The organism is Flavobacterium aquicola, from assembly GCF_003385115.1.
Taxonomy (GTDB): domain Bacteria; phylum Bacteroidota; class Bacteroidia; order Flavobacteriales; family Flavobacteriaceae; genus Flavobacterium; species Flavobacterium aquicola.
The window spans coordinates 154,548-178,488 of the sequence record NZ_QUNI01000001.1 but is presented as its reverse complement, the minus strand read 5'-3'; the positions used below and the strand labels follow the sequence as shown (position 1 = coordinate 178,488).

The 23,941-nt window shown below is 34.3% G+C and carries 20 protein-coding genes; 7 read left to right on the top strand and 13 right to left on the bottom strand.

All coding sequences use genetic code 11. The features are described from left to right. Positions 1-116: 116 nt before the first annotated feature. From C8P67_RS00675 to C8P67_RS00665, 3 genes are all read left to right on the top strand, one after another. Positions 117-3,632, top strand: a complete 3,516-nt coding sequence (locus C8P67_RS00675; RefSeq protein ID WP_115809335.1) for a nitrate reductase — start codon at positions 117-119, stop codon at positions 3,630-3,632. 142 nt (positions 3,633-3,774) lie between these two features. Continuing rightward, a complete protein-coding gene (locus C8P67_RS00670) occupies positions 3,775-5,202 on the top strand; it encodes a rubredoxin (protein ID WP_115809333.1) in 1,428 nt (475 codons plus the stop codon). 270 nt (positions 5,203-5,472) lie between these two features. Next, positions 5,473-6,132: a response regulator transcription factor gene (locus tag C8P67_RS00665; protein WP_115809331.1), complete on the top strand. Its 660-nt coding sequence runs from the start codon at positions 5,473-5,475 to the stop codon at positions 6,130-6,132. 302 nt (positions 6,133-6,434) lie between these two features. Here the strand turns inward: C8P67_RS00665 and C8P67_RS22400 are convergent, their stop codons facing one another. Then, on the bottom strand, positions 6,435-6,557 hold the full coding sequence (locus C8P67_RS22400; RefSeq protein ID WP_262511443.1) for a hypothetical protein: 123 nt from the start codon (positions 6,555-6,557) through the stop codon (positions 6,435-6,437). Between the two features lie 129 nt (positions 6,558-6,686). On the opposite strand from C8P67_RS22400, the gene C8P67_RS00660 reads away from it, so the two are divergent. From C8P67_RS00660 to C8P67_RS00645, 4 genes are all read left to right on the top strand, one after another. After that, on the top strand, positions 6,687-8,102 hold the full coding sequence (locus tag C8P67_RS00660) for a CmpA/NrtA family ABC transporter substrate-binding protein (RefSeq protein WP_115809329.1): 1,416 nt from the start codon (positions 6,687-6,689) through the stop codon (positions 8,100-8,102). Between the two features lie 408 nt (positions 8,103-8,510). Further along, the gene (gene cobA, locus C8P67_RS00655) at positions 8,511-9,323 is read left to right on the top strand and encodes a uroporphyrinogen-III C-methyltransferase (protein ID WP_115809327.1); all 813 of its coding nucleotides are present in this window, start codon (positions 8,511-8,513) and stop codon (positions 9,321-9,323) included. Then, a complete protein-coding gene (locus C8P67_RS00650) occupies positions 9,320-9,556 on the top strand; it encodes a MoaD/ThiS family protein (RefSeq protein ID WP_115809325.1) in 237 nt (78 codons plus the stop codon). Before cobA ends, C8P67_RS00650 begins: the two co-directional genes overlap by 4 nt. A gap of 142 nt (positions 9,557-9,698) precedes the next feature. Continuing rightward, on the top strand, positions 9,699-11,003 hold the full coding sequence (locus C8P67_RS00645) for a M28 family metallopeptidase (RefSeq protein ID WP_115809323.1): 1,305 nt from the start codon (positions 9,699-9,701) through the stop codon (positions 11,001-11,003). Between the two features lie 74 nt (positions 11,004-11,077). Here C8P67_RS00645 and C8P67_RS00640 read toward each other — a convergent pair whose 3' ends face one another. The 12 genes from C8P67_RS00640 to C8P67_RS00585 form a co-directional block, all read right to left on the bottom strand. After that, positions 11,078-11,860, bottom strand: a complete 783-nt coding sequence (locus C8P67_RS00640; protein WP_115809321.1) for an alpha/beta hydrolase family protein — start codon at positions 11,858-11,860, stop codon at positions 11,078-11,080. A 6-nt stretch (positions 11,861-11,866) separates the two neighbouring features. Further along, complete coding sequence (locus tag C8P67_RS00635) at positions 11,867-12,988, bottom strand: lactonase family protein (RefSeq protein ID WP_115809319.1); 1,122 nt, start codon at positions 12,986-12,988, stop codon at positions 11,867-11,869. Between the two features lie 159 nt (positions 12,989-13,147). Next, positions 13,148-13,999: a L,D-transpeptidase gene (locus C8P67_RS00630; RefSeq protein ID WP_115809317.1), complete on the bottom strand. Its 852-nt coding sequence runs from the start codon at positions 13,997-13,999 to the stop codon at positions 13,148-13,150. A 150-nt stretch (positions 14,000-14,149) separates the two neighbouring features. Then, positions 14,150-14,743 carry a hypothetical protein gene (locus tag C8P67_RS00625; RefSeq protein WP_115809315.1) on the bottom strand — a complete coding sequence of 198 codons (594 nt, stop codon included), beginning with the start codon at positions 14,741-14,743 and terminating at the stop codon, positions 14,150-14,152. Positions 14,744-14,815: 72 nt separating this feature from the next. Further along, on the bottom strand, positions 14,816-15,568 hold the full coding sequence (locus C8P67_RS00620; RefSeq protein ID WP_115809313.1) for an SDR family NAD(P)-dependent oxidoreductase: 753 nt from the start codon (positions 15,566-15,568) through the stop codon (positions 14,816-14,818). A gap of 149 nt (positions 15,569-15,717) precedes the next feature. Further along, positions 15,718-16,272 (bottom strand): nucleotidyltransferase family protein, encoded by a 555-nt coding sequence (locus C8P67_RS00615; RefSeq protein ID WP_115809311.1) that lies wholly within the window; start codon positions 16,270-16,272, stop codon positions 15,718-15,720. A gap of 73 nt (positions 16,273-16,345) precedes the next feature. Continuing rightward, complete coding sequence (locus C8P67_RS00610) at positions 16,346-18,097, bottom strand: sensor histidine kinase (protein WP_245980351.1); 1,752 nt, start codon at positions 18,095-18,097, stop codon at positions 16,346-16,348. A gap of 119 nt (positions 18,098-18,216) precedes the next feature. Next, positions 18,217-18,804: a DUF4202 domain-containing protein gene (locus C8P67_RS00605; protein ID WP_115809307.1), complete on the bottom strand. Its 588-nt coding sequence runs from the start codon at positions 18,802-18,804 to the stop codon at positions 18,217-18,219. A gap of 33 nt (positions 18,805-18,837) precedes the next feature. After that, positions 18,838-19,215, bottom strand: a complete 378-nt coding sequence (gene nirD, locus C8P67_RS00600) for a nitrite reductase small subunit NirD (RefSeq protein ID WP_115810078.1) — start codon at positions 19,213-19,215, stop codon at positions 18,838-18,840. A 129-nt stretch (positions 19,216-19,344) separates the two neighbouring features. Further along, positions 19,345-21,852 carry a nitrite reductase large subunit NirB gene (gene nirB / locus C8P67_RS00595; RefSeq protein ID WP_115809305.1) on the bottom strand — a complete coding sequence of 836 codons (2,508 nt, stop codon included), beginning with the start codon at positions 21,850-21,852 and terminating at the stop codon, positions 19,345-19,347. Positions 21,853-22,410: 558 nt separating this feature from the next. Beyond that, positions 22,411-23,208, bottom strand: a complete 798-nt coding sequence (locus C8P67_RS00590; RefSeq protein ID WP_115809303.1) for a PhzF family phenazine biosynthesis protein — start codon at positions 23,206-23,208, stop codon at positions 22,411-22,413. A 229-nt stretch (positions 23,209-23,437) separates the two neighbouring features. After that, positions 23,438-23,803 (bottom strand): iron chaperone, encoded by a 366-nt coding sequence (locus tag C8P67_RS00585; protein ID WP_115809301.1) that lies wholly within the window; start codon positions 23,801-23,803, stop codon positions 23,438-23,440. Positions 23,804-23,941: the final 138 nt, after the last annotated feature.

Below are 23,941 nucleotides of genomic sequence, written 5' to 3'. Positions count from 1 at the left end.
CAGTAAAATAAAACTAGTTTTATACGTATTAATACGTAATTATTACTTATTTTTGTCAACGTACAGTGTTACAAATGGTTCTTAGCTGAATACTTTATAAATAAAGAGATACATAAATGCAAAATACAGAAATCAAAACTACGTGTTCCTATTGTGGAGTAGGATGCGGAATTATTGTAAAAAATGATTCTAAAAATGGAGTGACGGTTACAGGCGATAAAGATCATCCCGTAAACAGAGGAATGCTTTGTTCCAAAGGGATGAATCTGCATTATGTTGTCAATGACACTTCGGACAGGATTTTGTATCCCGAAATGAGATGGAGTAAATCACATCCAAAAGAAAGAGTAAGCTGGGATGCCGCTCTTGACCGTGCGGCAGCTGTTTTTTCTTCTATCATAAAAAAGTACGGACCGGACAGTGTTGGTTTTTACATCTCAGGTCAATGCTTAACCGAAGAATATTATCTGGTTAACAAATTAGTAAAAGGTTTTCTAAAAACTAATAATATAGACACTAATTCCAGACTTTGTATGAGTTCGGCAGTGGCTGGATACAAAAAAACATTTGGCGAAGACTCAGTTCCAATCGCTTATGCTGATATTGAACTGGCTGATACTTTTATGATAACGGGTGCGAATCCAGCTTTTTGCCATCCAATTCTTTTTAGAAGACTGGAACAGCACAAAGAGAAAAATCCTAAAGTAAAAATAATTGTTGTCGATCCTAGAAAAACGGATTCAGCGCTTACTGCTGATTTACATTTGCAGATTCTTCCTGGAACAGATATTGTTTTGTATCACGCTATTGGAAAACGATTAATCGAAAAAGGATATGTTGATTCTGATTTTGTGAAAAACCATACTGAAAATTATCAGTTATATAAAGATCTTGTATCCAGCAGTTCATATGAAAACGCATCTAAAGTATGCGGGGTTTCAGTAAATGAAATCCACTTAGCAGCAGAAATGATTGGCAGGGCCAAAGGATTTATTTCTATGTGGGCTATGGGACTTAATCAAAGTGTTATTGGTGTCGATAAAAATACCGCTTTATTAAATCTTTCGCTGGTTACTGGTCAAATAGGAAAACCCGGATCAGGACCATTCTCATTAACAGGACAGCCCAATGCAATGGGAGGCCGTGAAGTCGGAGGAATGGCTAACTTATTGGCAGTTCATAAAGAATTAAGCAATCCAGAGCATCGCAAAGAAGTTGCTGATTTTTGGGGAGTAGAATCTATTTCAGAAAAACCTGGACTGACAGCAACCGAAATGTTTGATGCTTTAGAATCTGGAAAAATGAAAGCGGTTTGGATTATCTGCACCAATCCGATGGTAAGTTTGCCTGATTCCCGTAGAGTTGAAAAAGCATTGGCTAATGCCAAATTTGTTGTCGTTCAGGATATTTCTCACAGTGCAGATACGGCAAAATTTGCCGATTTATTATTGCCTGCAGCAGGCTGGCTTGAAAAAGAAGGCACGATGACCAACTCTGAGCGCCGTATATCATATCTGCCAAAAGGTATTAACCCTCCAGGAGAAGCGTTATCTGATGTTGAAATCTTATTGAATTTTGCCAAAAAAATGAAATTTTCAGGTTTCAATTTTGAAAATACCGAAGCTGTTTACAAAGAATACTGTCTGATGACAAAAGGCACTAATATTGATGTTTCGTATTTGAATTATTCAAGGCTGAAAAACGAAGGAACTTTTCAGTGGCCAGTTCCAGATTATGGACATTCGGGAACACCGCGTTTATTTTCGGATAAAAAATTCTTTACACCTACAAAAAAAGCCATTTTCAATATTCCGGCTAGCATCAAAAATACATCAGAAGAACCTTCACAGCAATATCCATTTATATTAACTACAGGCCGAATTCGTGATCAATGGCACACTATGACCAAAACTGGAAAAGTGTCGCGATTAATGACACATACTCCAAGTCCTGTACTTGAAATAAATCCTATTGATGCCTATAAGTCAAAAATAAAAAACGGCGATATCGTTGTGGTTTCCAGCAAAAATGGTGAAGTTCGGGTTAAAGCCAAAGTGACCGATACTATAAAAGAAGGTGTTCTGTTTTTGCCGATGCACTGGGGAAAACAGTTGGATAATGATTTGAACAGAACTAACAATCTGACCAATACGCTTGTTGATCCAATTTCTAAAGAACCTGATTTTAAATACACAGTTGTTTCTGTGAAAAAATACGTTAAGCCTTTCCAGAAAATTGCTGTAATTGGTGCCGGAGCTGCTGCTTTCCGTTTTATTCAGAATTATCGTGAAATTAATAATACCGATGAAATTATTGTTTTCTCAAACGAGGAAAATCCATTTTATAACCGTGTTTTATTACCGGAATATGTTACTGCAGAATTGTCTTGGGAAAGTCTTTTGAAAATAAAAGATGATGCCTTAGGACAATTGAACATCACAATGAAATCGGGCGTTGCTATTGAAAATGTAAATGCAACCGATAAAATTATAACAGACAGTCAAGGTATAAAACATCAGTTTGATACCTTGATTATGGCAACGGGAAGCCGTCCTTTCATTCCTGAAAATGCTCAGCTTCATCTGCCAGGCCGTTTTACCATAAGAAAGAAAAATGATGCCGACCGATTAAAAGATTACTTAGACGGAACCAGACTTCCAGCCGAAGAACAGCATGTTGTAATTGTAGGTGGCGGTTTGTTGGGTCTTGAGCTAGCTGCGGCGCTTAAACATAAAAAAGTTAAAATTACAATTATACAAAGAGCTTCCAGATTGATGGAGCGCCAGTTGGACCGTATTTCCAGTAAACTATTGGCTGAAGAAGTACAGTTAAGGGATATTCAGATTTATTTTGATAATGAGGTAAGCACTGTATTTGAAACCGAAAATGCGAACGAAATAGAAATCGCTCTAAAAAGCGGGCGAATCCTAACCGCAAATGCTATTGTTTATACGATTGGAACAATTCCGAATATTGAATTGGCCAAAGAAACAGGATTAGCCTGCGGACGCGGTGTAAAAGTAAATCAGTATTTACAAACCTCCAATCCTGATGTGTTTGCGATAGGTGAAATTGCCGAATTCAATAATCAATTATTCGGAATCACCTCAGCTGCAGAAGAACAAGCTGACATTTTAGCGAACTTTATTGGAGGCGATATCAGCAGTTTTTACAAAGGATCAGTATTGATGAATATCCTGAAACTAGAAGACATCAATCTGTGTTCTATAGGTGAAATTGAAGTGCCGGAAAATGATGATTCTTACGAAGAAATTGTTTTCGCCGATTTAGGAAAACGTTATTATAAAAAATGTATCGTTAAGAATGATTTACTTGTAGGTGCTATCCTGATGGGAGATAAAAACGAATTTGCCGAATTCAAAACAATGATTGAAAGCAAAATCGAATTGGCCGACAAGCGAAATACTTTATTAAGAGGAAGCGGATCAGAAGCTAAACCTGTGATAGGAAAATTAGTTTGTTCCTGCAGTCAGGTTGGACATGGTAATATTGAAGAAACCATCAAAAGCGGTGTAACCAATTTTACAGAATTATGCAAAACCACTGGTGCGGGATTGGGCTGTGGCAGCTGTAAAACCGAAGTTAAAGAAATATTGGCTAAATGTAAATAGGCAGCAGATTTCAGATTTTAGAAAATAAAATTTACAGATTTCTGATTTGTAGCTTTTGAAAAGAGAATGATAGTGGACTATTGTAAAGACGCACTGCAGTGCGTCTCAACTAGTAAAGAAACTATAACTAAAAACTAAAAAAATGGAATTAACGAGACTCATTGTAAAAGGCGGTGTAATTTCTCCAGGAGAATTACGTGAGATTGTAAATATGGGACTAGAACAGGGACTTGATGCCATCTCTTTTGGTTCGAGACAAGATATTATATTTCCAAAAGGATTTCAAGGTAATATTGCCGAAAAAATTGGAAAACATCATTTTGTATATCCAAATGAAAAGAGCGGCAACAATATTGTTTCTTCTTATGTAGCAACCGATATTTTAAGCAATACACCTTGGCTTACGGGAAATAAATTCCTTTATATACTTGAACAATTTAAGGAAAACCCAAAGTTAAAAGTCAATATAACCGATCCCAAGCAGCAAATCGTTCCGTTGTTTACTGGGCACATCAACTTTATAGCCTCACATCACGAAGACTATTGGTTTTTGTATGTCCGCTTACCAAAATGGGACAAAATGGAACTTTTTCCTGTATTGATTTACAGTTGGGATATTGGAAAAATTTACTACGAAATAGAAAAAATACTTCAGGAAGAACCCGATACAATTGACATGATTTTTCAGCTTGTTAGTGAATTGGATACCAATAACAGAACCATCGACCAGCCGTTAAACATTTCGTTTTATCCTTTTCCGTATTACGAAGGGATGAACAGGCTCGGAATCGATCAATACTGGCTTGGACTTTACTGGCGCAACAACCTGTATGATCTGCAGTTTCTGAAAGAAATGTGTGATTTATGTTTTGACTGCAAAATTGGTAAAATATGTATCACTCCTTGGAAATCTTTTATTGTAAAAGGAATTCCAAAAGAGCGAAAACTAGACTGGGAAAAGTTTTTAGGAAAAAAAGGAATCAATGTACGCCACTCACTTCTTGAGCTTAACTGGCATTTGCCTGTGGCAATGGAATGGGCACTGAATTTAAAAACTTTCCTAGTGCGCACGCTTGACCAGTTCGACATCAGTACGTATGGTCTTACCTTCGGATTGTCTGATTATAACCGTGATGGGCATTATTTCACCTCAATAGTAATTGAAAAAAATGATCCGCCAAAAGATCTCGAATCGATTAAAATAAGAGATACTTTCAACGTTTTGCATGCCAAAAGTTTTGACCCGAATACGCGCGAATACATTGTTCACGCACAAGATGTCGATAAACTGGAATTACCCAATATTCTTATCGAGTTAAGTAAAAAATACTTTGAAGAACTAGGAACCAGCGTGCTGGAATTCCAAAATGCAAAAGCTAAAAAAGAGACCAAAACATTAGATATCCATCAATGTCAAGAATGCTTGACTGTCTATAATTCAGAATATGGAGATGTTATTCAAGGCATCGAAAAAGAGACGCTTTTCAAAGATCTTCCAGAGAATTACTGCTGTTCTTTATGTGAAGCACCAAAAAGCAGTTTTATTCCTTTGGAAAAAGCTAAGATTTAATTAAAAAATTATAAGGACTAGTCAGCAGGAGAAGGAGCCAATTCATTGTGAATTAGCTCCTTTTCTTTTGGCTGTCTTGCTGCTTAATCAAAAGCAAAATTCGATAGTTTATAGAGGTGTTGTTTGGAAATTTAAGATTAATAAAATACCTCATTAAGTAATTTTATTTCTTGAAAATTCAATTTTAGAATTTATTTTCAAAAAATACGTACCTTAGCGAACAAATTAGATGAATCTACGTAAGAAATAGAATTGAACAATAAGTATAGTATGAGTGATAAAATTCAAGTAGTTCTCGCGGACGACCACGTTTTTGTGAGAGACGGTATAAAATCATTATTAGAAAACGAAGCTAATATTACTGTTATTGGTGAAGCTACAGATGGTGTTGAAGCAATAACAGCAATAGAGGAACTTAAACCTGATTTGTTGATTCTTGATATAAGGATGCCAAACTTGACAGGTATAGAAGTAGTGGAGCAATTGAGAGGCAAAAATAATTTTGTAAAAATTATTATGCTTTCTATGCACGAATCTGAGGAATACGTATTAAAGTCTATTCAAGCTGGAGCTGACGGATACTTACTTAAAGGATCAAGCAAAGAGGAATTCTTGAAAGCAGTGCATACAGTTTCCAATGGCGGAAAATACTTTAGCGGAGATATATCCTCTATCTTAATTGGACAGCTTACACATTCTTCTATCAATACTGAACCTAAACAAACATTAGGAGAAGAACAGGTAATCACTAAAAGAGAAAAAGAAATCCTCAAACTTTTACTTAGCGGAAAAGGAAATAAAGAGATAGCTGAAGCCTTAGACATAAGTAAAAGAACTGCCGAAGTACATCGTTTCAACCTGATGAAAAAATTAAAAGTAAAAAATCTGATGGAGCTGTCAAATAAAGCTGCAGAATACGCTCTTTTGTAGAATAGGACAATCCTTTTTTAGTAAAAACAAGTGCGTAACAAAAAAAATACGTATAAATACTTAATTATTTTTCAAAAGCTGCGTTTAAGCAGCTTTTGTATTTTACATACTACTTATTTTTGTGTAAAAATTATAAGTATTATGATAGTAACAAATTCCCTTTCATTATCGCACCGAATTTCATTCTTAAGTACTTTATTTGCAGCATCATACTTAATTTGGATGCATGTTATAATGACTAAAATTATTAATGAAAGACAGCCAATCTTATCTAAAGAAAAGGATAAAAGAAATAATACCTTTTAATTACTTGTGTATAACTGCTCTCTAAAACTCTTTAATGGAGAACAGTTTTTATTCCAGTCCAAATTTATATTTTCAAAATAACGGCCTCGAAAAGTGTGGTCCAGAACAATTATGTCCATTATTCAGATATTTTAAATTTTCAACTCAAATCCAATCGCATAGCATTACAAAACAAATCTTGTCAGCATTCTAATAGCTATTGCAAAATAACCAACTGACTTAAGTATTAACTGCCAAAACCAAAGACTATGAGAAAACTAGCCTCAAACTTAATTACACTTTTAGTAATAGTATTTACTGTTACCGGTTTTAGAAGCCCAGAAACAAAGAATCCAATTTTAAAAAAGAAAACGGTATATTGTGGAAGGCGCACGGATGAAATAAATCCCCCAAAAACAAAAAAACTGCCTGTAGAAAAAGCCAATCTCACCATTGGTTTTATAAAACTTACCGATATGGCTCCGTTAGCTATAGCAAAATTCATGGGATATTTTGAAGAGGAAGGACTTATTGTAAACTTAGAAGCACAAGCTAATTGGAGAGAAATTTTAGATAAAGTAATAGACAATCAGCTTGATGGTGCTCAAATGCTTGCCGGACAGCCTATAGCAGCCGCAGTAGGATGTGGCCGTCAAGCACAGCTTGTTACTTCGTATTCTATGGATTTGAATGGAAATGCAATTACAGTTTCAAATGAAGCTTGGGCGAAAATGAAAGACAGTATTCCTCAAGAATATGGAAAACCGGTACATCCCATACCTTCTTATGCTTTGAAACCTGTTTTAAATTTTTATAAGCATGCGAATAAGCCTTTTACATTCGGGATTGTAGGAGCTTATTCAACCCATAATTATCAATTGCGCTATTGGTTGGCAGCAGGCGGAATAAATCCAGGATTTTACAGTAATAGTACTATTCAGGGAAGCATGGGTAATGCTGGTGCAGATGTTCAATTAAACATTACTGCGCCTCCGCAGATGCCGGGAACATTAAAAGCAGGAACCATCAACGGTTATTGTGTAGGTGAACCATGGAATCAGCAGGCAGTTGAAGAAAGCATTGGAGTTCCAATAGTGACCAGTAAAGAAATCTGGAAGAATCATCCCGAAAAAGTGTTTGTAATGACTAAAGAATTTGTTTCTAAATATCCAAATACAGCAACTGCTATTACAAAAGCATTAATAAAAGCTGGGAAATGGCTGGATAATCCAGAAAACCGAAAAGAAGCTACCCGTATTTTATCCAAATCGGCATATGTAGACGGGAGCAAGCGGGTAATTGACAATTCGATGTTAGGCACTTTTGAATTTGAAAAAGGCGATGTGCGTTTAGTACCCGATTTTAATGTTTTCTTTAGATACAATGCTACCTATCCCTATTATTCAGATGGAATTTGGTTTATGACCCAAATGAAACGCTGGGGACAAATAACCGAATCAAAAACTAATGAATGGTACATCAGTAAAATTCAAGAAGTTTACAAGCCGGATATCTGGTTTAGAGCTGCAAAATTATTATTAGAAGAAGGTTTTATTACCGAATCAGATATTCCTGTAACGGATGGTTTTAAACCAGCAACTAATGAATTCATTGATGATATGTTTTACGACGGAAGAAAACCCGTTGAGTATATTAATGGTTTTAAAATTGGTTTAAAAAACTAAATTCTGCTTATCTTTTTTACAAAATACCACAAAACAAATTTCAATTCATTAAAGGCCTGATGTGTTTTTACAAATGCATCAGGTTTTTTGTTTACTATCTCAAAAGAATAAATAATTGTAGAATCATTGACTTGGTTATAATTTATCCTAGGTCATAATGTGCTGTTTTTTAGTATAAAAGAAGAAAAAGATCCATTGTCTTTTCAGAATTAAAAAAATTGCTTTTTACTTTTCAATAATTTTTATTAACGAAAACGATTGATTATGTACTACTTATAATTGATTTCTTCCAAAAGAGTTAATTTTTTCATTAATTTGAATTTTACAAACTGTCATTAGAAAAAATACTTATATTTGTATAAGTATTAATACTTAGTTAAAATAAAAGTAACCTTAATATTTTGAATTATGACAACAGCAAATAAACCAAAATTGACGATAGTAGGAGCAGGGCCTGGTGATTTAGAATTGATTACTTTGAAAGCAGTTAAAGCGTTAGAGAATGCTGATGTTGTTTTATATGATGCTTTGGTTAATGAAGAGTTATTACAGTATGCCAAACAGGCAGAAATTATATTTGTTGGAAAACGTTTTGGATGCCACGCTTACAGCCAAGATCAGATTAATGATTTAATCGTTTCTATGGCTAAAAGTAAAGGACATGTAGTTCGTTTAAAAGGCGGAGATCCTTTTGTTTTTGGAAGAGGAAGCGAAGAAATAGATTTTGCCAGTCAATTTGGAATCGAAACAGCAATTGTTCCTGGAATTTCATCAGCAATGGGAGTACCTGCTTCAAACGGAATCAGTTTGACACAAAGAAAAGTTGCCGAAAGTTTTTGGGTAATAACAGGAACTACTTCGGAACATAAATTATCCAAAGATGTTAGTTTGGCTTCACAGTCTTCGGCTACAGTTGTTATTTTGATGGGAATGAATAAACTGGATGAGATTGTTGCTTTGTACCAAAACAATAGAAACGATGATCTGCCTATTGCCATTATACAAAATGGTACCAAAACCACTCAAAAGAAAGTAATTGGAACTATAAGCACGATAACAAAATTAGTTGAAGAGAACCAAATTGCTTCTCCGGCGATTATCGTTATTGGTGAAGTGGTTAAAAATGCTTCAAAATTGACTTCTTATATGGAAGAGGAGCTATGTTTTGATTCATTTTTGGAAGAAGAATTTATTTTGCAAAATCTAGATGAAGTGATATGATTAAGATAAAATATTTTGGTGCTCTCGTAGCCCGGACAAGACGACGCGGTGAAAAAATTGATTTTTCAGATCTGCCGTTAAGCAGATTATTGTTTGAGCTGGAAAGAAAATATGAACTCGCTCAGTTTCCTTTCAGCGTAGCAGTTAATCAAAAAATAATTGATAAATTTTCGAATCAGATCTTAAAGAACAACGATATCGTTGCTTTGCTTCCTCCTTTCATCGGAGCGTAGCTTTGGTGTTTTTTTTGAAGGATTCTTAAGGATTGTAATTTTTTAGTGTTTTTTCTATTTAAAAATTCATCTTTACAGTATTATTTTATAAATAAATGACATACTTTTGGTTTAGTTAAGCTCTTATTTATAAAAGTAAAATATGAAAAAAAGTATTGTAAGTATTTTTGTTTTAGGTCTGTGTTTCAGTGTACATGGGCAATCTATTGATAAGGTTATTACTTCCAAAGAAGTTTCCCGTATTGAAAAAGTCTTATCTGCAGATGATATGCAGGGGAGAAGAACTTTTACTCCCGGAATTGATAAAGCATCAGCTTTTATAGAATTGGAATTCAAAAAAGCGGGACTGCAACCTTTTATGGGAGCAGCCAACTTTAGACAGGAATTTTCAATGACAGCCTCCAAAGCTGTTTCTTCTAAAATAATTATCGACGGAAAAGAAATTGACAACAATCAAGTCGTTGCATTCTCTTATCAGCCTCAAGTTTCTTTGACAGAGAAAAGCGATATTACCGTTGTTAAAATCAACAAAGGTGATAATCTAGGAAAGAAATTCAATGAATATTACAAGAGTTCTAAGAGTTATCTGGTATTAGTTGATGCTTCTTTTAATAATGTGCTGCCAAATCTTCAGCATATTGACAGAATCACTTCAGAACCTGGAACCAATACTGTTTTGTTTGTTTTTGGAGTAACAGATGCTGCTGCTTTTTCAGTTGAATTGTCTAATACCATTTCGAAAAAGAACCTGAATAATGTGGTTGGAGTACTGTCTGGAAAAAGCAGGCCAAATGAATATGTTGTCTTTTCCGGACATTATGATCACCTTGGAGTGGGTTCGCCGGAAGAAGGTACGCCGCATCCTGCTAATGATTCTATTTACAATGGTGCCAATGATGATGCAGCGGGAAGTACAGCAGTGATTATGCTGGCTAATTATTTCAAAAAACTGAACAACAACGAACGCACTATCATTTTTACAACTTTTACAGCTGAAGAATTGGGAGGTTTTGGTGCTAAATATTTTTCAAAACAGCTTTCTGCCGATAAAGTAGTCGCGATGTTCAATTTAGAAATGATTGGTACGGAATCCAAATGGGGAAAAAATTCAGCTTATATAACAGGTTTTGAAAAATCTGATTTTGGAAAAATACTGCAGAAAAATTTGGAAAAAACGACTTTTAAGTTTTATCCGGATCCATACCCTGAACAGCAGTTGTTTTATCGTTCAGATAATGCTACTTTGGCTAAACTGGGAGTGCCTGCGCATACTATTTCGACATCAAAAATGGATAATGAGCCTAATTATCACACAGCCGATGATGAATTTGAAACATTAGATATTAATAACATGACCGAAATTATTAAATCTATAGCATTAAGTTCTTCTTCTATTATCAGCGGGAAAGATACACCGTCAAGAGTTGATACTACTCAGCTAAGATAGAATTCCGAGATATAAATTATTAAAAAGCAACTCTATTTTGGAGTTGCTTTTTTGTTTATTGTATTAAAATTAATTTACTCATTCAGGAATGTAAAAATGTAGTCATTAATTTCTTTTCTCTGTTCGTTGGTTGCATGGTCGTCCATATTATTGTGAATAGTATTTGGCAGTCTAATGATTTTTATTCCAAATTTTTTCTTTTCGTCTTCAGTGGGTAATACTCCTTCATCTGCTGGCAGATCACTTGAACGCAGTGAATAAACTTTGGGATGATTTGTTCTTGGTAATGCCATTCTTCGATTATCCAAGGTGATGATTTTGTCAGCTGTCTTTGGATATTTTTGAGAAAATAATGCTGTCATATCTGCTCCATTTGAGTGTCCAATTAGTGTTATGTGTTTGAAATCTAAATTTGGATTCGATTTTTTCAGCTCATTTATAACAAACAATATATTATCTGCTCCTCTTTTCCAAAATGGCATTCTGACAATCTGCGGAATTCCAGTTTTAGGAATTAAACTGTCCGTTGGTAATTCGTGCTGTATACTGGCAACGAAATATCCTTTTGAAGCGAGAAAATTTGTTAAATAGGAATATTTTGTATTTGAATTTCCTTTGTTTTGATAATATCCATGACTAAAAATTACAACTTTTTGTTTCTCAATTTGATGATCCGATTTTGGTTTATAAATCACCACTGGAACTTTCCTGTTTCTGGATGTATCAAACAAGTCTGTACTATCCAATACAACTTCAAATGTTTTGTTTTCGGTTGTAACAACCAAAGTTTTTTTATTAGTGAAACAGCTTGTCAGCAGTAGACAAATTAAAATCTGAAGGCAAATATTTTTGTTCATTTTCTGCTAATATTTTCTAATTTGGACACAGGAAACACTTTTTATTTTCAGTTCCTTGCCTACTTTTTTAAGTAATCCTGTCTTTGCATTTCGTTTAAAAACAAAAACATTTCCGCTTACGGCATTCGTTACAATCAGAAATTTTCCAGTTTCATCAATAGCAAATACTCTGGGATGATTTCCTAAAGTAGATTGGTATCCAATCGCTTTTAGTTTTCCGTCATTTTCGATCGAAAATATGGCGATATTGTTTTTCTCACCACGATTGGAGGCGTATAAAAATTGGCCGTCCGGTGAAATATGAATATCGGAACTTTCAAAATTTCCTTTGTAATCTTCTGGATGTGCCGCTATTCTTTGGATACTGTCTAATTTTCCGTTTTCATAGCGATATGCATCTATATGACCTGCAATTTCTTCAATGCAATAAGCAAATTTACCATTCGGATGAAAGGTAAAATGCCGTGGTCCGCCTCCTAAAGTGATTTGGGTAAATGGTTTTTCAGCAGTTACTAAAGGCTCTTTTTTATCTTCTTCAAATTTATAGCATCTGATTTTGTCTGCGCCTAAATCAGGTAAAAAGAGATAATCACAGCTGGGTGAAAAAACGGTGGAATGAATGTGCGAACGCTTTTGTCTTTCGGGGTCGATACTTCCCTCGGGATATTGAAAGTTCTGAGCAACTGGATTTATCATTCCGTTATCGGCAATTGGATAAACCGAGACGCTTCCTTCGGTGTAATTACCGTTAACCAGCCATTTTTCGTTTTTATGAACCGTTATATATACAGGATTTTCCCCGCCGCTGCTTTGACTGTTTATAAAAGTCAGTGTTTTCTCTTCGGGTTTAAACTCAAAACTGCTCACTTTTCCTCCGTTTGGAGTTTTACTTTCGGTACAGGCAAAAACAAACTTTCCGTTTGGCGACAAAGTCAGATAAGATGGGCTTACAATATCTTTTACGGTTGTAATTTTTGATAATTTTCCTTTAATGGTATCCAATTGATAAACATAAATTCCGTCGGTAGTTTTGTCTCTGTTAAATGAACCGAAAAAGACGTAAGTGTTTTGTGAAAATAGATGTTGATAAACGAAAAATGTGATGAATAATAATATTCTTTTTTTCAATTTTTACTGAAGTTTTGTGAGTTTTTAATGCAGTTTATTTGCAGACGAATATAGGAAATAAAATGCAAGTTCAGAAAGGAGTATTATTCAGAATCAGAAAAAATGCCGTTCAGAATTATAAGTTTAATTCTAAACGACAGTGTTTTCAATCGATTTGCATTATGCTTTTTTTCTTTTTGCCTGTTCCGTTAAGATAGTATTCAAATAAGGCGTAATGACTTCTTTAATTTCACTTTCGGAAATGACTAACGCTTTAGGATTTTCTACGAGCTGTAACCAAGGTTTTGGAGCATCAAAATTATAACTTCCAAAAACAATTACCGGCGTTCCTTTGAATTTTACATTTTCATCGTCGGCCAAAACCCATTGATCTGCCCATTCGTATAAATATTTAGCATCTTTTTCCTGTAATCTCATGCAAGAATGCGATGCTGGATAACCAGGTAACTCGTATTGATGGAATCCAATTCCTTTTTTGTTTTCGACATTGAAATTCCATTTTAATTCCCATTCATCATTGAATGTGCTGGTTGTTTCTTCGGCTTTCCAATTAGTAAAGAATAACCCTGTTGGAGTTGGATCCTTTTTTTTGCCCATATTGGTTGGACCGGTACGCATTAAAATTCCATTTTCATAAACAGCAAAAGTTTGAGTTGGGTAAGAAAATAAAATTATTTTATCTATTTCTTCCAACGAAAGTACCTGCAACGGAAAAGGCATATAAAATACAATATCTCCGTTAAGATCTGTCGGAATAATTACAGAATCCATTTTGATGAAATTTTCTTTATCTGTTCTATTTACGGCTAAGGCAATTTCCAGATTCTCTTCGTTTTTGTTTTTTGTAAGCCATTCTTTAGGATTTTCTAAAGTGTAAGAAATACTTTTTGGCTTTTTCCGAATGGGCATTTTTTTGACAGCAGTTGTTACGTCGGTTTTATTTTCGTCCCCATTTTTACAGGATAAGAATGACAGTGTAATGATTCCGAAGAGTAAAATCAATTTTTTCATAATGTTTTTGTTTTATGTAAAAATGATTTAAAAAATGAAACAGAACGTTATATAATTATTCGGAATTATTGTGTTTTTTACATTTTGATTATTGTTGTTTAAACTATTAAATATGGTTTGTTTATTACAGTTGTTTGTAAAAAGTTAAATTTAATTATTGGTTTTCGGAAATATTAATTTCTGCTTTTGAAGCTCAAAAATCAATTCAATAAAAAGATTAAGTAATGATTTAAGTTTTTCAATATCCGCAATTTTTCCTTCTTGATAGTATAAAAGTTGGTATTCGTTTTTAGGGAGCATAGGTTTCCAGATACTATTATGCTGAGAAATTTCAAGATTGCCTTCGATTTGTTTTTGTATTAGTTCTCTGATTTTTTTGTTTTGAAGGAGGCTTTTAACTTTTAATTCATTATTTGATTTTATTATAAATAAATCATCAAATTCTTTTATATCAATTTTTATGTCTTGAGCTCCAAATATTTTTTCAATTGAACTGAGTATATCATTGCGATAGATTTCAAATGTGAAATTATTACGGGAAATAAATGGAACTACAACTCTAGTAAATTCTTGGCTATATTTTCCTGACCATAAAGTATAGTTGTCGAATATAATTTTAAATTCGGAATAGTTGATTTCAGCTCTGTCTGAATGCCAAGATTCACCTTCAATAAATTTACCAGAATGTTCATTTGCAAATATTTCCCAAATATTTATTTTTTTAGGATCGAATATGTTTTGCATACTTTAATAAGTGAAGGTTAAAGGTGATAGCAATTGTTTCGGGGCTTCGAGAAGGAAGTTTTGTGTGCTGATTTACTTTTTATAAATCATAGTCGGAGCCGACTGAGACTTAGCATAAATAGTCACATCGGCAATCGTTACACGATCTGGAGCATTAACTGCATAAGCAATAAAATGAGCAATGTCTTCGGCTAATAAAGGGTCGTAGCCTTCATAGACTTTTTGGGCTCTTTCGGTATCTCCTTTAAATCTGACTTCCGAAAATTCTGTAGCAACTGCACCGGGAGCTATATTTGTAATTTTAATTCCATGCTGGGTCAAGTCTAGGCGCATTCCTTCGCTGATTGCTTCTACTGCTTTTTTGGAAGCACAATAAACTGCTCCGTTGGCATAGGTTTGCTTACCGGCAACTGAACTTAAATTAATGATATGCCCTTTTTTTCTTTCCACCATTTGCGGAATTACGGCTTTTGAAACATATAACAATCCTTTTACGTTTCCGTCAATCATAGCGTCCCAGTCTTCGATATCGCCATTGTCGATAGTAGAAAGTCCGTGGGCATTACCGGCACTGTTTACAAGAACGTCGATATTTTTCCAGTCATTTGGCAATGAATTAAGCTGTAGTTCTACTTCTTTTCTGTCTCGGACATCAAAGATTAAACTGTACGTTTTTATATTTTCTGCTAATGTGCTTTTTAATTCTTCGAGTTTTTCGGCACGGCGTCCGCAGATGATTAAATCATATCCGTTTTCGGCTAATTTGATTGCTGTGGCTTTTCCAATTCCTGAAGTTGCGCCTGTAATTAAAGCTATTTTAGTCATACTTCTTTCTTATAATGGTCTATAAAAGAGTTTAAATTTAAATACTCTTTTGAGTTATATTTATTAAATACAAAGATAAGTTATATGTTGTCAAATAGTTTATTGTATATTAATCGATTATACTACTTGTGTAATTTTGCTTTGTCAGATTAACTGCCGTTTTTTTGATACTTAAGTTTTTGCCATTTGGTAAGCCAATTCTTTTCTACGATTCTTTGTTCCACTATGCTGGCATCAAATTGAGGTGTCGGCTTGATAATTAAGCTGAATAAATCTTCTAAACCATAAGGAGCAATCAGGTCAAGATTGTCAAATTTATCTATTTTTATTGCGATTGAAGTCGCTGTTTCGGGCCAATGGGAAATGGCTTCAAATACATCTTTATAATTTTTGTGCCCGTTTTTTATATGCATACGGGCTTGATTTTTGGCAGACCAGTTTACGTGAGGTATTTTAGATAAGAGTTCTTTTTCTAATCTTTCTTCGTAACTTTTATTGATATTTTCGGGATAATAAAATACAACATCTATATCATAATCAATTTCAGTGTTTTTTATTCCGTGCAGTGAATTCCAAACAGCGTTTCTTATGAAACCTGCACCAATCCAGCAATCATTTAGTTCTAAATCGCGTACAGTTTTTAATATTTCAATATGTTCAGGCTGTTCTTTTATAATTGAAAACAATTGATTTTTGAATTTCATTTTAAAGGATGATCAAGTTTTTAGAATGCCAAAAGTAGTAGAATTAAAGGATGACAGCATCAACAGTAATTATTTAAATAGGAACGTTAAAGGTAATTCTGGTTCCTTCATTTGGGATTGAGTTAAAGAAAACGCGGCCGTTTATGTATTGAATGCGTTCTTTCATGAAGAGCATGCCCATTCCAGATTCGCTGTTTCTTTTTTTCTCTACGGCATTAATATCAAATCCTTTTCCGTTATCATCGACTATGATGCTCAAAAGGGTAGCGCTGTGTGAAAGCTGCACGATAATATGAGTAGAATCTGCATATTTGATAGCGTTGTTTATGGCTTCCTGCGTTAATCGATAAATATTTATTTCGATCAAAGAGTCCAGTCGAGAGTTGAAATCGGTTTTATTGTAGAATAAAATGTTCTTTCCTGTGAGTTTGGAAAGTTCCTGAGTGAGTTTTGAAAGTGCTGAATTTATCCCGTGATCACTCAGTTCAGGAGGCATTAAATTGAAAGTAGCCGTACGAACACCTTTTATGATATCTAGCGATAATTTCTTTAGATATTCTATTTTGACAGCTGCTTTTTCTTTATCGTCCAGATTTATGCTTTCAAGACTGAATTTTAATCCAGTCAGCATCTGGCCTATTCCATCATGAATTTCTCTGGCGATTCTGTTTTGTTCATTTTCTTGATTTTCGACAATTTTGCTCGAAATTATTTTTTGCTGGTTGAATTTGTTTTCAATATTGGCTGTGTTCAAACGTTCTACTTCCTGAACGGCTTTTTTACGTTCGGTAATATCAAAACAGATTATCAACAGTTCTGATTCGTCTTTTTTTATCGTAACCGGAATCATTGATAAATCCAGCCAAAGGGACTGTTCAGCTCGGGTAGTTATGTTTAATTCGCCTTGCCAGCCCCGACGGTTGTTTTGGAGTACGATGCGATCGATAAAAAGCTGTTCATTCTCGATTGGGGACAGGACTTCTCCAAATTTAGTCCCTGTCTGAAAAGGATTATACTGAAGCAGTTTTGAAAATTTTTCGCCAATGTGAATAATGGTTCCGTCGGTTGCAATTCGGCAGTAGAGAAGGGTATTCTCCATTGCGTAATTAAGTGATTTTAATTCTTTGACCGAGTTTTCTTTGGCTTCACTAATAATTTCACTGTTTTGTGCTAATTTTAATGCCTTTTTTTCTGAAGATAAAAGGTTAGAAATAAGGGCTTCGATTTTTTTGGTTGTAGGTTTGAAAATGAATACAAATTCCAGCAGCAAAACAAATAAAGTGAAAGCAAGAATAATGTATTCAGTTTTGCGCTGCAGCGTTACTTTTTCTAATGCTTCACTGTCATATTCGCTGACAATCTGATTCATTTCCGAAAGGAAAACCTTTTCATTGGCGAGCAGCGTTTGTATCAGTTTTATGTTTTCTGGCTCGTTTATATTTTGTTTTTTATTAGCCAAAAACGTATTGGTAACCTTAATAATAGTATCAAAATTAGGTTTTATGTTTTTAAAATATCGGGTAAGGATCGGGTTCTTTTCTTTTGGAAATCCCAAACGATCGCTGCCGTTTACTAAAGCGTTATGGTTTGATTTCCAAAGCAAAATGGTTTTAGAAATCTTGTCGATCTGTGTTGTTTTTTGTAAAGAATCAGTTGCGAAATTGAGGACTAAAATTTCTTTTGTCAATTTTTGGCTGAGCATTCTTTGCTTTCCTGATATGTTTATGATTCGGGAATCGCTAAGCTGGCTGTAAAGATTGTATTGTATAAGGAGCTGGCTTAAAATTACAGTTATGGCAATAGTAATTAAGGCGAAGATGTACATTCGCCTTAATTTTTTGAAAGATATTTTATCAAAAGATACTTTGGATTTTTTTTTCATAGAAGAAAAGTATCACCAATTATAACTGATTTTTCAGGATGGGGATTAAAAATAGTAGTTAATTATAATCCCAAAGCGTCTTTTATTAATTGAAGATTTTCCGGTGTGTAATCAATTTTTAATGCTTCCTGATGCCCTTTTTCGGACATTTTATTCCAAGTTTTCAGAATAATATTTTTTAATTTTTCTTCATCATGTTTGTGAACGAATGGGTCTAAATAAAATTCTAAAAAGACCAGACAGATTACATCTTCCAAAAGCTGTGTTTCTTCGTCTTTTTTAAGTAATTTTTTTTCAATCAGAAAAGAAACACGGTCTATAAATGTATCTTCATATCCTGCTTTTTTTAAGATTTCAGCAGTGGTTTTTGCGTGGAATTTTTTTAGATCTTCTCTCCATTTTAAATAACCCACGCGGTCCATAGGATAGGATTCTCTAGCTACTTTCCAACGGCAGATATGCTGTGCTTTGGCAGCTATCTGTACAGCTTCTGAAGCATTAGGCTCAAAGGTCATTAGCCTTTCGTACATTCTATCCGAATATAATAATTCTTTTGGATAGGTTATCTCTTGGTATATTTCGCTGTTTGGATCGGCTTCGTTTTCGGCATCAATCCATGCGCTGGCATTTAAGAAGGGTATGGTTTTCATTTAAAATAGTGTATATATTCAAAGATACATACATTATTCTAAAAAGCCAACGAATACTTCATCTCCTTCAATTTTTACAGGATAAGTAGCTATTGAAAAGTCGTCACCATTTAGGTTAGATCCATCTACTAATGAAAAAGTCTTTTTGTGCATTGGACAGGCAATTTTTGGAACTCCATCTGCAGAACCTGTCATTCCTCTTGATAAAACCATTTCCATTTTGTGAGGGCATACATTTTGACAAGCGTACCATTCGTTTCTTCTTTCGAAGTTAAAAATTGCGATTTGTTTTGTTTTGTATTTGATGCAGCCGCCTCTATTACTAGGGAAATCTTTAATATTTCCGGCTTTAAACCAAACTTTTACAGCACTTAGATTTACGGTTTCGTATTGAGTTAATAGATCTTCCATGACATTTCGTTTTATTTTTTCTGTTCCCGGCCCCACCATGAGGATTAGCAGAGCCGAGAGCGGAAAAGTTATTTTTAATTTTTTTATTAGTTCTTTAGTACCTCTGCAAGCTGCAGAGGTGGCGGGTTTTTACCAAGGTCTCGGCATTTTTTGATCTCTCAATGATACATATTCAATGTTATCATCTTTTTCATCTGTGTTTACAAAATGGCTGAAACGTTTCATTAATCTTGGTTTTTCAAGTACTTGTTTCCATTCGCATTCAAAAGTTCCTACAAGTTTCTCCATTTCAGCTTCCAATGCTTCGCAGATTCCGATACGGTCATGAATGATTACTTCTTTAAGATAATCTAAACCGCCTTCGAGTTTTTCTAACCAAGTAGATGTTCTAACCAATGGTCCGGCAGTACGGATGTAATACATTAAGAAACGATCCATATATTTGAAAACAGTAGCTTTGTCTATTTGTTCAGCTAATAAAACCGCATGTTTTGGGTTTGCTCCACCATTACCGCAGATGTAAAGATTCCAGCCGCCTTCTACAGCAATCACTCCAAAATCTTTTCCTCTGGCTTCTGCACATTCTCTGATACAGGCAGAAACACCACCTTTTAATTTATGCGGAGAACGAATACCTCTATAACGGTTTTCTAATTCGATGGCAAAAGTTGTACTGTCATCCATTCCGTAACGGCACCAAGTATTACCAACACAGCTTTTTACAGCTCTTAATGATTTTCCGTAAGCGTGTCCGCTTTCAAAACCATTGTCAATTAGTACTTTCCAGATCTTTGGCAGGTCATCTAATTGCGCACCAAATAAATCAACACGCTGTGCTCCGGTTATTTTAGTATATAAATCAAATTGTTTAGCAACTTCCCCGATTACAATCAGTTTTTCAGGAGTAATTTCACCACCAGCTATTCTTGGTACAACAGAATAAGTTCCGTTTCTTTGAATATTAGCTAAATATCTATCGTTTGTATCTTGTGTGGTTACGTGCTTATTTGCAGTATCATTATAGATGCTTGAGAAAATTGAAGCGACAACTGGTTTACAGACTTCACAGCCGTCACCATTTCCGTGATGGTCGATTACTTCGTAATAATTAGTGTATTTATTGATTTTTACAAGATCAAATAATTCTTGTCTGGTATAATTAAAGTGTTCGCAGATGCTTTCTTTTACTTCTTTACCAATAGATTTTTGAGCTGCTTTTACTAAGTCGGCTACCATTGGTTTACAGCCTCCGCAGCCTGAAGTGGCTTTGGTTAATTTTACTACATCGCCAAATGTATTTGCAGTTCCGTCAAGAATTGAACAGCAGATAGCACCTTTGGTTACGTTTTCGCAAGAGCATATAACGGCTGTATCAGGCAGGTCAGATGCGCTTCCCAGTGTTGAACCTTCGCCACCGCGGGAACCTAAAATCAAATCTTCAGGGTTTGCAGGTAAAGCCATTGCATTGGCATAAATTTGGAACAATCCATTGTAATCAGATGAATCACCTACAAGAATTCCGCCCAATAATTTTTTTCCGTCTTTGGTAACATTGATTCTTTTGTAAATACCACTGAATTTGTTTTCGTAAACAATTGCAGTAACATCTTCATTTTCAATAAAAGGATCACCAAAGCTCGCAACTTCAACTCCAATAAGTTTTAATTGAGTTGACATATCGATGGATTCTCTCATCGTTTTATCCCCCTTAAGGATTTGTTCGGCTACAACATCGGCCATTTCGTAGCCAGGTGCTACAAGGCCATAAATCATTTGATTGTATAAGGCAACCTCGCCAATCGCATAAATATTAGGATCTGATGTTTGCATTTGATTGTTTACTACGATTCCGCCTCTAACACCTACCTCAAGTCCAGAAACTCTTCCTAGTTCGTCACGAGGTTTTATCCCAGCAGATATAACCAACATGTCTACTTTTAACAATTCATCATTGGCAAACATCATTCCCTTTATACTTTCTTCGCCATCTATATATTGTGTTGCTTTATTTAGATGGATTCCGATATTCAGTTCTTCTATTTTGGATTGAAGCATGTCACTGGCACCTTGATCTAATTGTCTTGGCATCAGTCTTGGAGCAAATTCCACTACATGTGGGTTAAGTCCTAAGTCACGTACTGCTTTAGCAGCTTCCAATCCTAACAAACCGCCACCAAGAACGGCAGCTTCAGTAGAACCATTCGCTTTTATTTTTTTGGCGTAAGCCATAATAGCATCTAAATCCTCAATTGTTCTATAGACAAAAACGCCTTCTTTTTCTACCCCGTCAATTGGCGGTACAAAAGCAGCAGAACCTGTCGCTAGAACTAAGTAATCATACTCATATGTTTTTCCTAAGTGAGTATGTATCGTTTTTTGCTCTCTATTGATATCTGTAATTAACTCCGAAGTGTTTAATATAATATTATTTTCTTCGTACCAATTTGCTGTAGACATAGATAAGTCATCAGCTGTCTTTCCCGCAAAATATTCACTTAAATGAACTCTGTCATAAGCCCGTCTTGGTTCTTCCCCAAATACTGTAATTTGATAATTTTCCTGCCCAGATTTCGAAACGAACTTCTCGCAAAATTTATAACCTACCATGCCGTTTCCGACTACTATTACATTAATCATATCCTCTTTAATTAAGTATTACTACGCAAACATACGTATAAATACTTAATTGTAATACTTAATTTAGATATTTTTTTCTAAAATAGAATGATTTTTAATAACGGTAGGTGTAATTATACGTAAATCCGTACTTAGAGTTGTTATTTGCTAAAGACCTTATTTGTTACAGAATTTGATTTATATACTGACTGATTTTGGTTTCCTGTTGCGTCCTCGATTATAAATGGCTAGTCTAGAAGTCGTTGTTTTTTTAAATCAGCAATTTGGCTTTTCTTATTTTATAGATTTCTGAATAAAAGAAAGTTTATATTAGTTTTTAAATAGTGTATATACGTATTTAAACTTAGTGGGTTAGGATACTATAGAATTTGAAATTTTTAAATTGAAATATATTTTTAATAGAGAAATGGTTGAAAAATGATTTTTTACTGCTTTTTGCAGTTTTGTGTATCATTTGAAAATGACTAAAAATATTTTGGGAAGACAGTTTTAAAAAAAGTTAAGGGTGACTAGCAATAAGTAATAGAATGAAGTCATTAAAAATATATGTTTTAGTTTTTACAAAATAAATTCCCCTTCCAATACAGTAACAGCTTCTCCATAAATATAAACTTTGTCTTCAATTATTTCGGTGCTCATTATTCCTGTTCTTGCAGATGATTGAAATGCATTCAGCTTTGTTTTATCCAGTTTTTCAGCCCAATATTTTGTCAAAAAAGTTTGGACTCCACCGGTTACTGGATCTTCATTGGTTCCTGCCCAAGGCCAAAAATAGCGGTAATGAAAATCAAAGTTTTCATCCTCGGAAGGACAGGTTATTAAAACACCGTTGATTCCAGTATATGAATTGATTAGTGCTGAAAAATCAGGCTTTAAATTTGCCAATTTGGATGAATTTTTAATTTCGATTAAAATAATTTTGTTTTTAGGGCTGTATCTTTTATCCACGATTTCAGAAATTCCTAGAGCATCGAGCATTTTTTTTGGGACTTCTGTTTCTTCAGTATCATAAACTGGAAACTGCATTTGGATTTTATTATTTACTTTTTCAATTAAAAGTTCGACATTCTCACAATTGATAAATTTTATGTTTTCTAATATTGTAGTGTCGAAAATAATTTTAGATGAGGCTAATGTAGCGTGACCGCACAACGGAATTTCAATTTTTGGTGTAAAAAAACGAATACTATAATTATTGTCTTTTATTTGTTGTACAAATGCCGTTTCTGAAAAGCCAATTTCCATCGCAATTTTTTGCATGGTTTCAGTGTTCAAGTTTTCGATAGGGAAACAGACAGCCGCTGGATTTCCTTTGAATTTTTGATTAGTAAATGAGTCAACAAAGTAGGTTTTCATTCTTTATGTTTATTGATTAAATTGGTTTTCTGTTTTCTGAACTTCGAAATGGTAAAAAGGATGCAAGCAGCGTCGTGGGCAAACATTTTTTTTTCCAATTCATTTCACATTTTTATAATTAGAAGGTGATATAGCTCCAAGAGGGAACTCCAAAATTGTTTAAAATTTTTGACTTCCAGAAAAATTATAGTATTCTATATGAATCTTTTAAATTTATAGACTCATCAGCTTACGATCTTTTTCTTTCTTCATTTTCTTTTACTCGAAAGATGACAATCTGTTCTATGAGCCAGTACGGAATAGGATGATCAATAGGGAATTGAACGGAACCTTTTCCTTGTTTGTAATTCGAAAGTTCGTTGGCAAATTCACTGTGTCCTGTTGGTGTTGCATAAAACCCGATGTGTTTTTTATAACCTGCAAAATACACCAATGGTTTTCCGTTTGTTTTGTACGCTGGCATTCCATAAGATATACTTTCAACTGCCTCTGGAGCTTTTTCTATAATAGTTTTGCGAACTTTTTCTAAAATCAATTGAACTTCATTTGGAAATGTCTTAATGTACTCATCTACCGATTTGTAATTAATTTTCATGCTGACTTTTTTTTGGAGGATTTAATACATCTAAATTACAAATAAAATTTGGGTGAATGCGGAATTATTCTAAACTAAGCTTTTAGAGTCGCGCTATAATTTTTATCTATTAAAAAAATAATTTAGATAAAGATAATT

Excerpts from the sequence above, each read along its gene's own strand:
- C8P67_RS00660 (WP_115809329.1), top strand. The coding sequence starts at position 6,687 with ATGAGAAAACTAGCCTCAAACTTAATTACACTTTTAGTAATAGTATTT.
- C8P67_RS00605 (WP_115809307.1), bottom strand. The coding sequence starts at position 18,804 with ATGAAAACCATACCCTTCTTAAATGCCAGCGCATGGATTGATGCCGAA.
- C8P67_RS00625 (WP_115809315.1), bottom strand. The coding sequence starts at position 14,743 with ATGCAAAACATATTCGATCCTAAAAAAATAAATATTTGGGAAATATTT.
- C8P67_RS00620 (WP_115809313.1), bottom strand. The coding sequence starts at position 15,568 with ATGACTAAAATAGCTTTAATTACAGGCGCAACTTCAGGAATTGGAAAA.
- nirD (WP_115810078.1), bottom strand. The coding sequence starts at position 19,215 with ATGGAAGATCTATTAACTCAATACGAAACCGTAAATCTAAGTGCTGTA.
- C8P67_RS00630 (WP_115809317.1), bottom strand. The coding sequence starts at position 13,999 with ATGAAAAAATTGATTTTACTCTTCGGAATCATTACACTGTCATTCTTA.
- cobA (WP_115809327.1), top strand. The coding sequence starts at position 8,511 with ATGACAACAGCAAATAAACCAAAATTGACGATAGTAGGAGCAGGGCCT.
- C8P67_RS00645 (WP_115809323.1), top strand. The coding sequence starts at position 9,699 with ATGAAAAAAAGTATTGTAAGTATTTTTGTTTTAGGTCTGTGTTTCAGT.
- C8P67_RS00640 (WP_115809321.1), bottom strand. The coding sequence starts at position 11,860 with ATGAACAAAAATATTTGCCTTCAGATTTTAATTTGTCTACTGCTGACA.
- C8P67_RS00610 (WP_245980351.1), bottom strand. The coding sequence starts at position 18,097 with ATGTACATCTTCGCCTTAATTACTATTGCCATAACTGTAATTTTAAGC.
- C8P67_RS00615 (WP_115809311.1), bottom strand. The coding sequence starts at position 16,272 with ATGAAATTCAAAAATCAATTGTTTTCAATTATAAAAGAACAGCCTGAA.
- C8P67_RS00670 (WP_115809333.1), top strand. The coding sequence starts at position 3,775 with ATGGAATTAACGAGACTCATTGTAAAAGGCGGTGTAATTTCTCCAGGA.
- C8P67_RS00585 (WP_115809301.1), bottom strand. The coding sequence starts at position 23,803 with ATGAAAATTAATTACAAATCGGTAGATGAGTACATTAAGACATTTCCA.
- C8P67_RS00665 (WP_115809331.1), top strand. The coding sequence starts at position 5,473 with ATGAGTGATAAAATTCAAGTAGTTCTCGCGGACGACCACGTTTTTGTG.
- C8P67_RS00675 (WP_115809335.1), top strand. The coding sequence starts at position 117 with ATGCAAAATACAGAAATCAAAACTACGTGTTCCTATTGTGGAGTAGGA.
- C8P67_RS00590 (WP_115809303.1), bottom strand. The coding sequence starts at position 23,208 with ATGAAAACCTACTTTGTTGACTCATTTACTAATCAAAAATTCAAAGGA.
- C8P67_RS22400 (WP_262511443.1), bottom strand. The coding sequence starts at position 6,557 with ATGGACATAATTGTTCTGGACCACACTTTTCGAGGCCGTTATTTTGAA.
- nirB (WP_115809305.1), bottom strand. The coding sequence starts at position 21,852 with ATGATTAATGTAATAGTAGTCGGAAACGGCATGGTAGGTTATAAATTT.
- C8P67_RS00650 (WP_115809325.1), top strand. The coding sequence starts at position 9,320 with ATGATTAAGATAAAATATTTTGGTGCTCTCGTAGCCCGGACAAGACGA.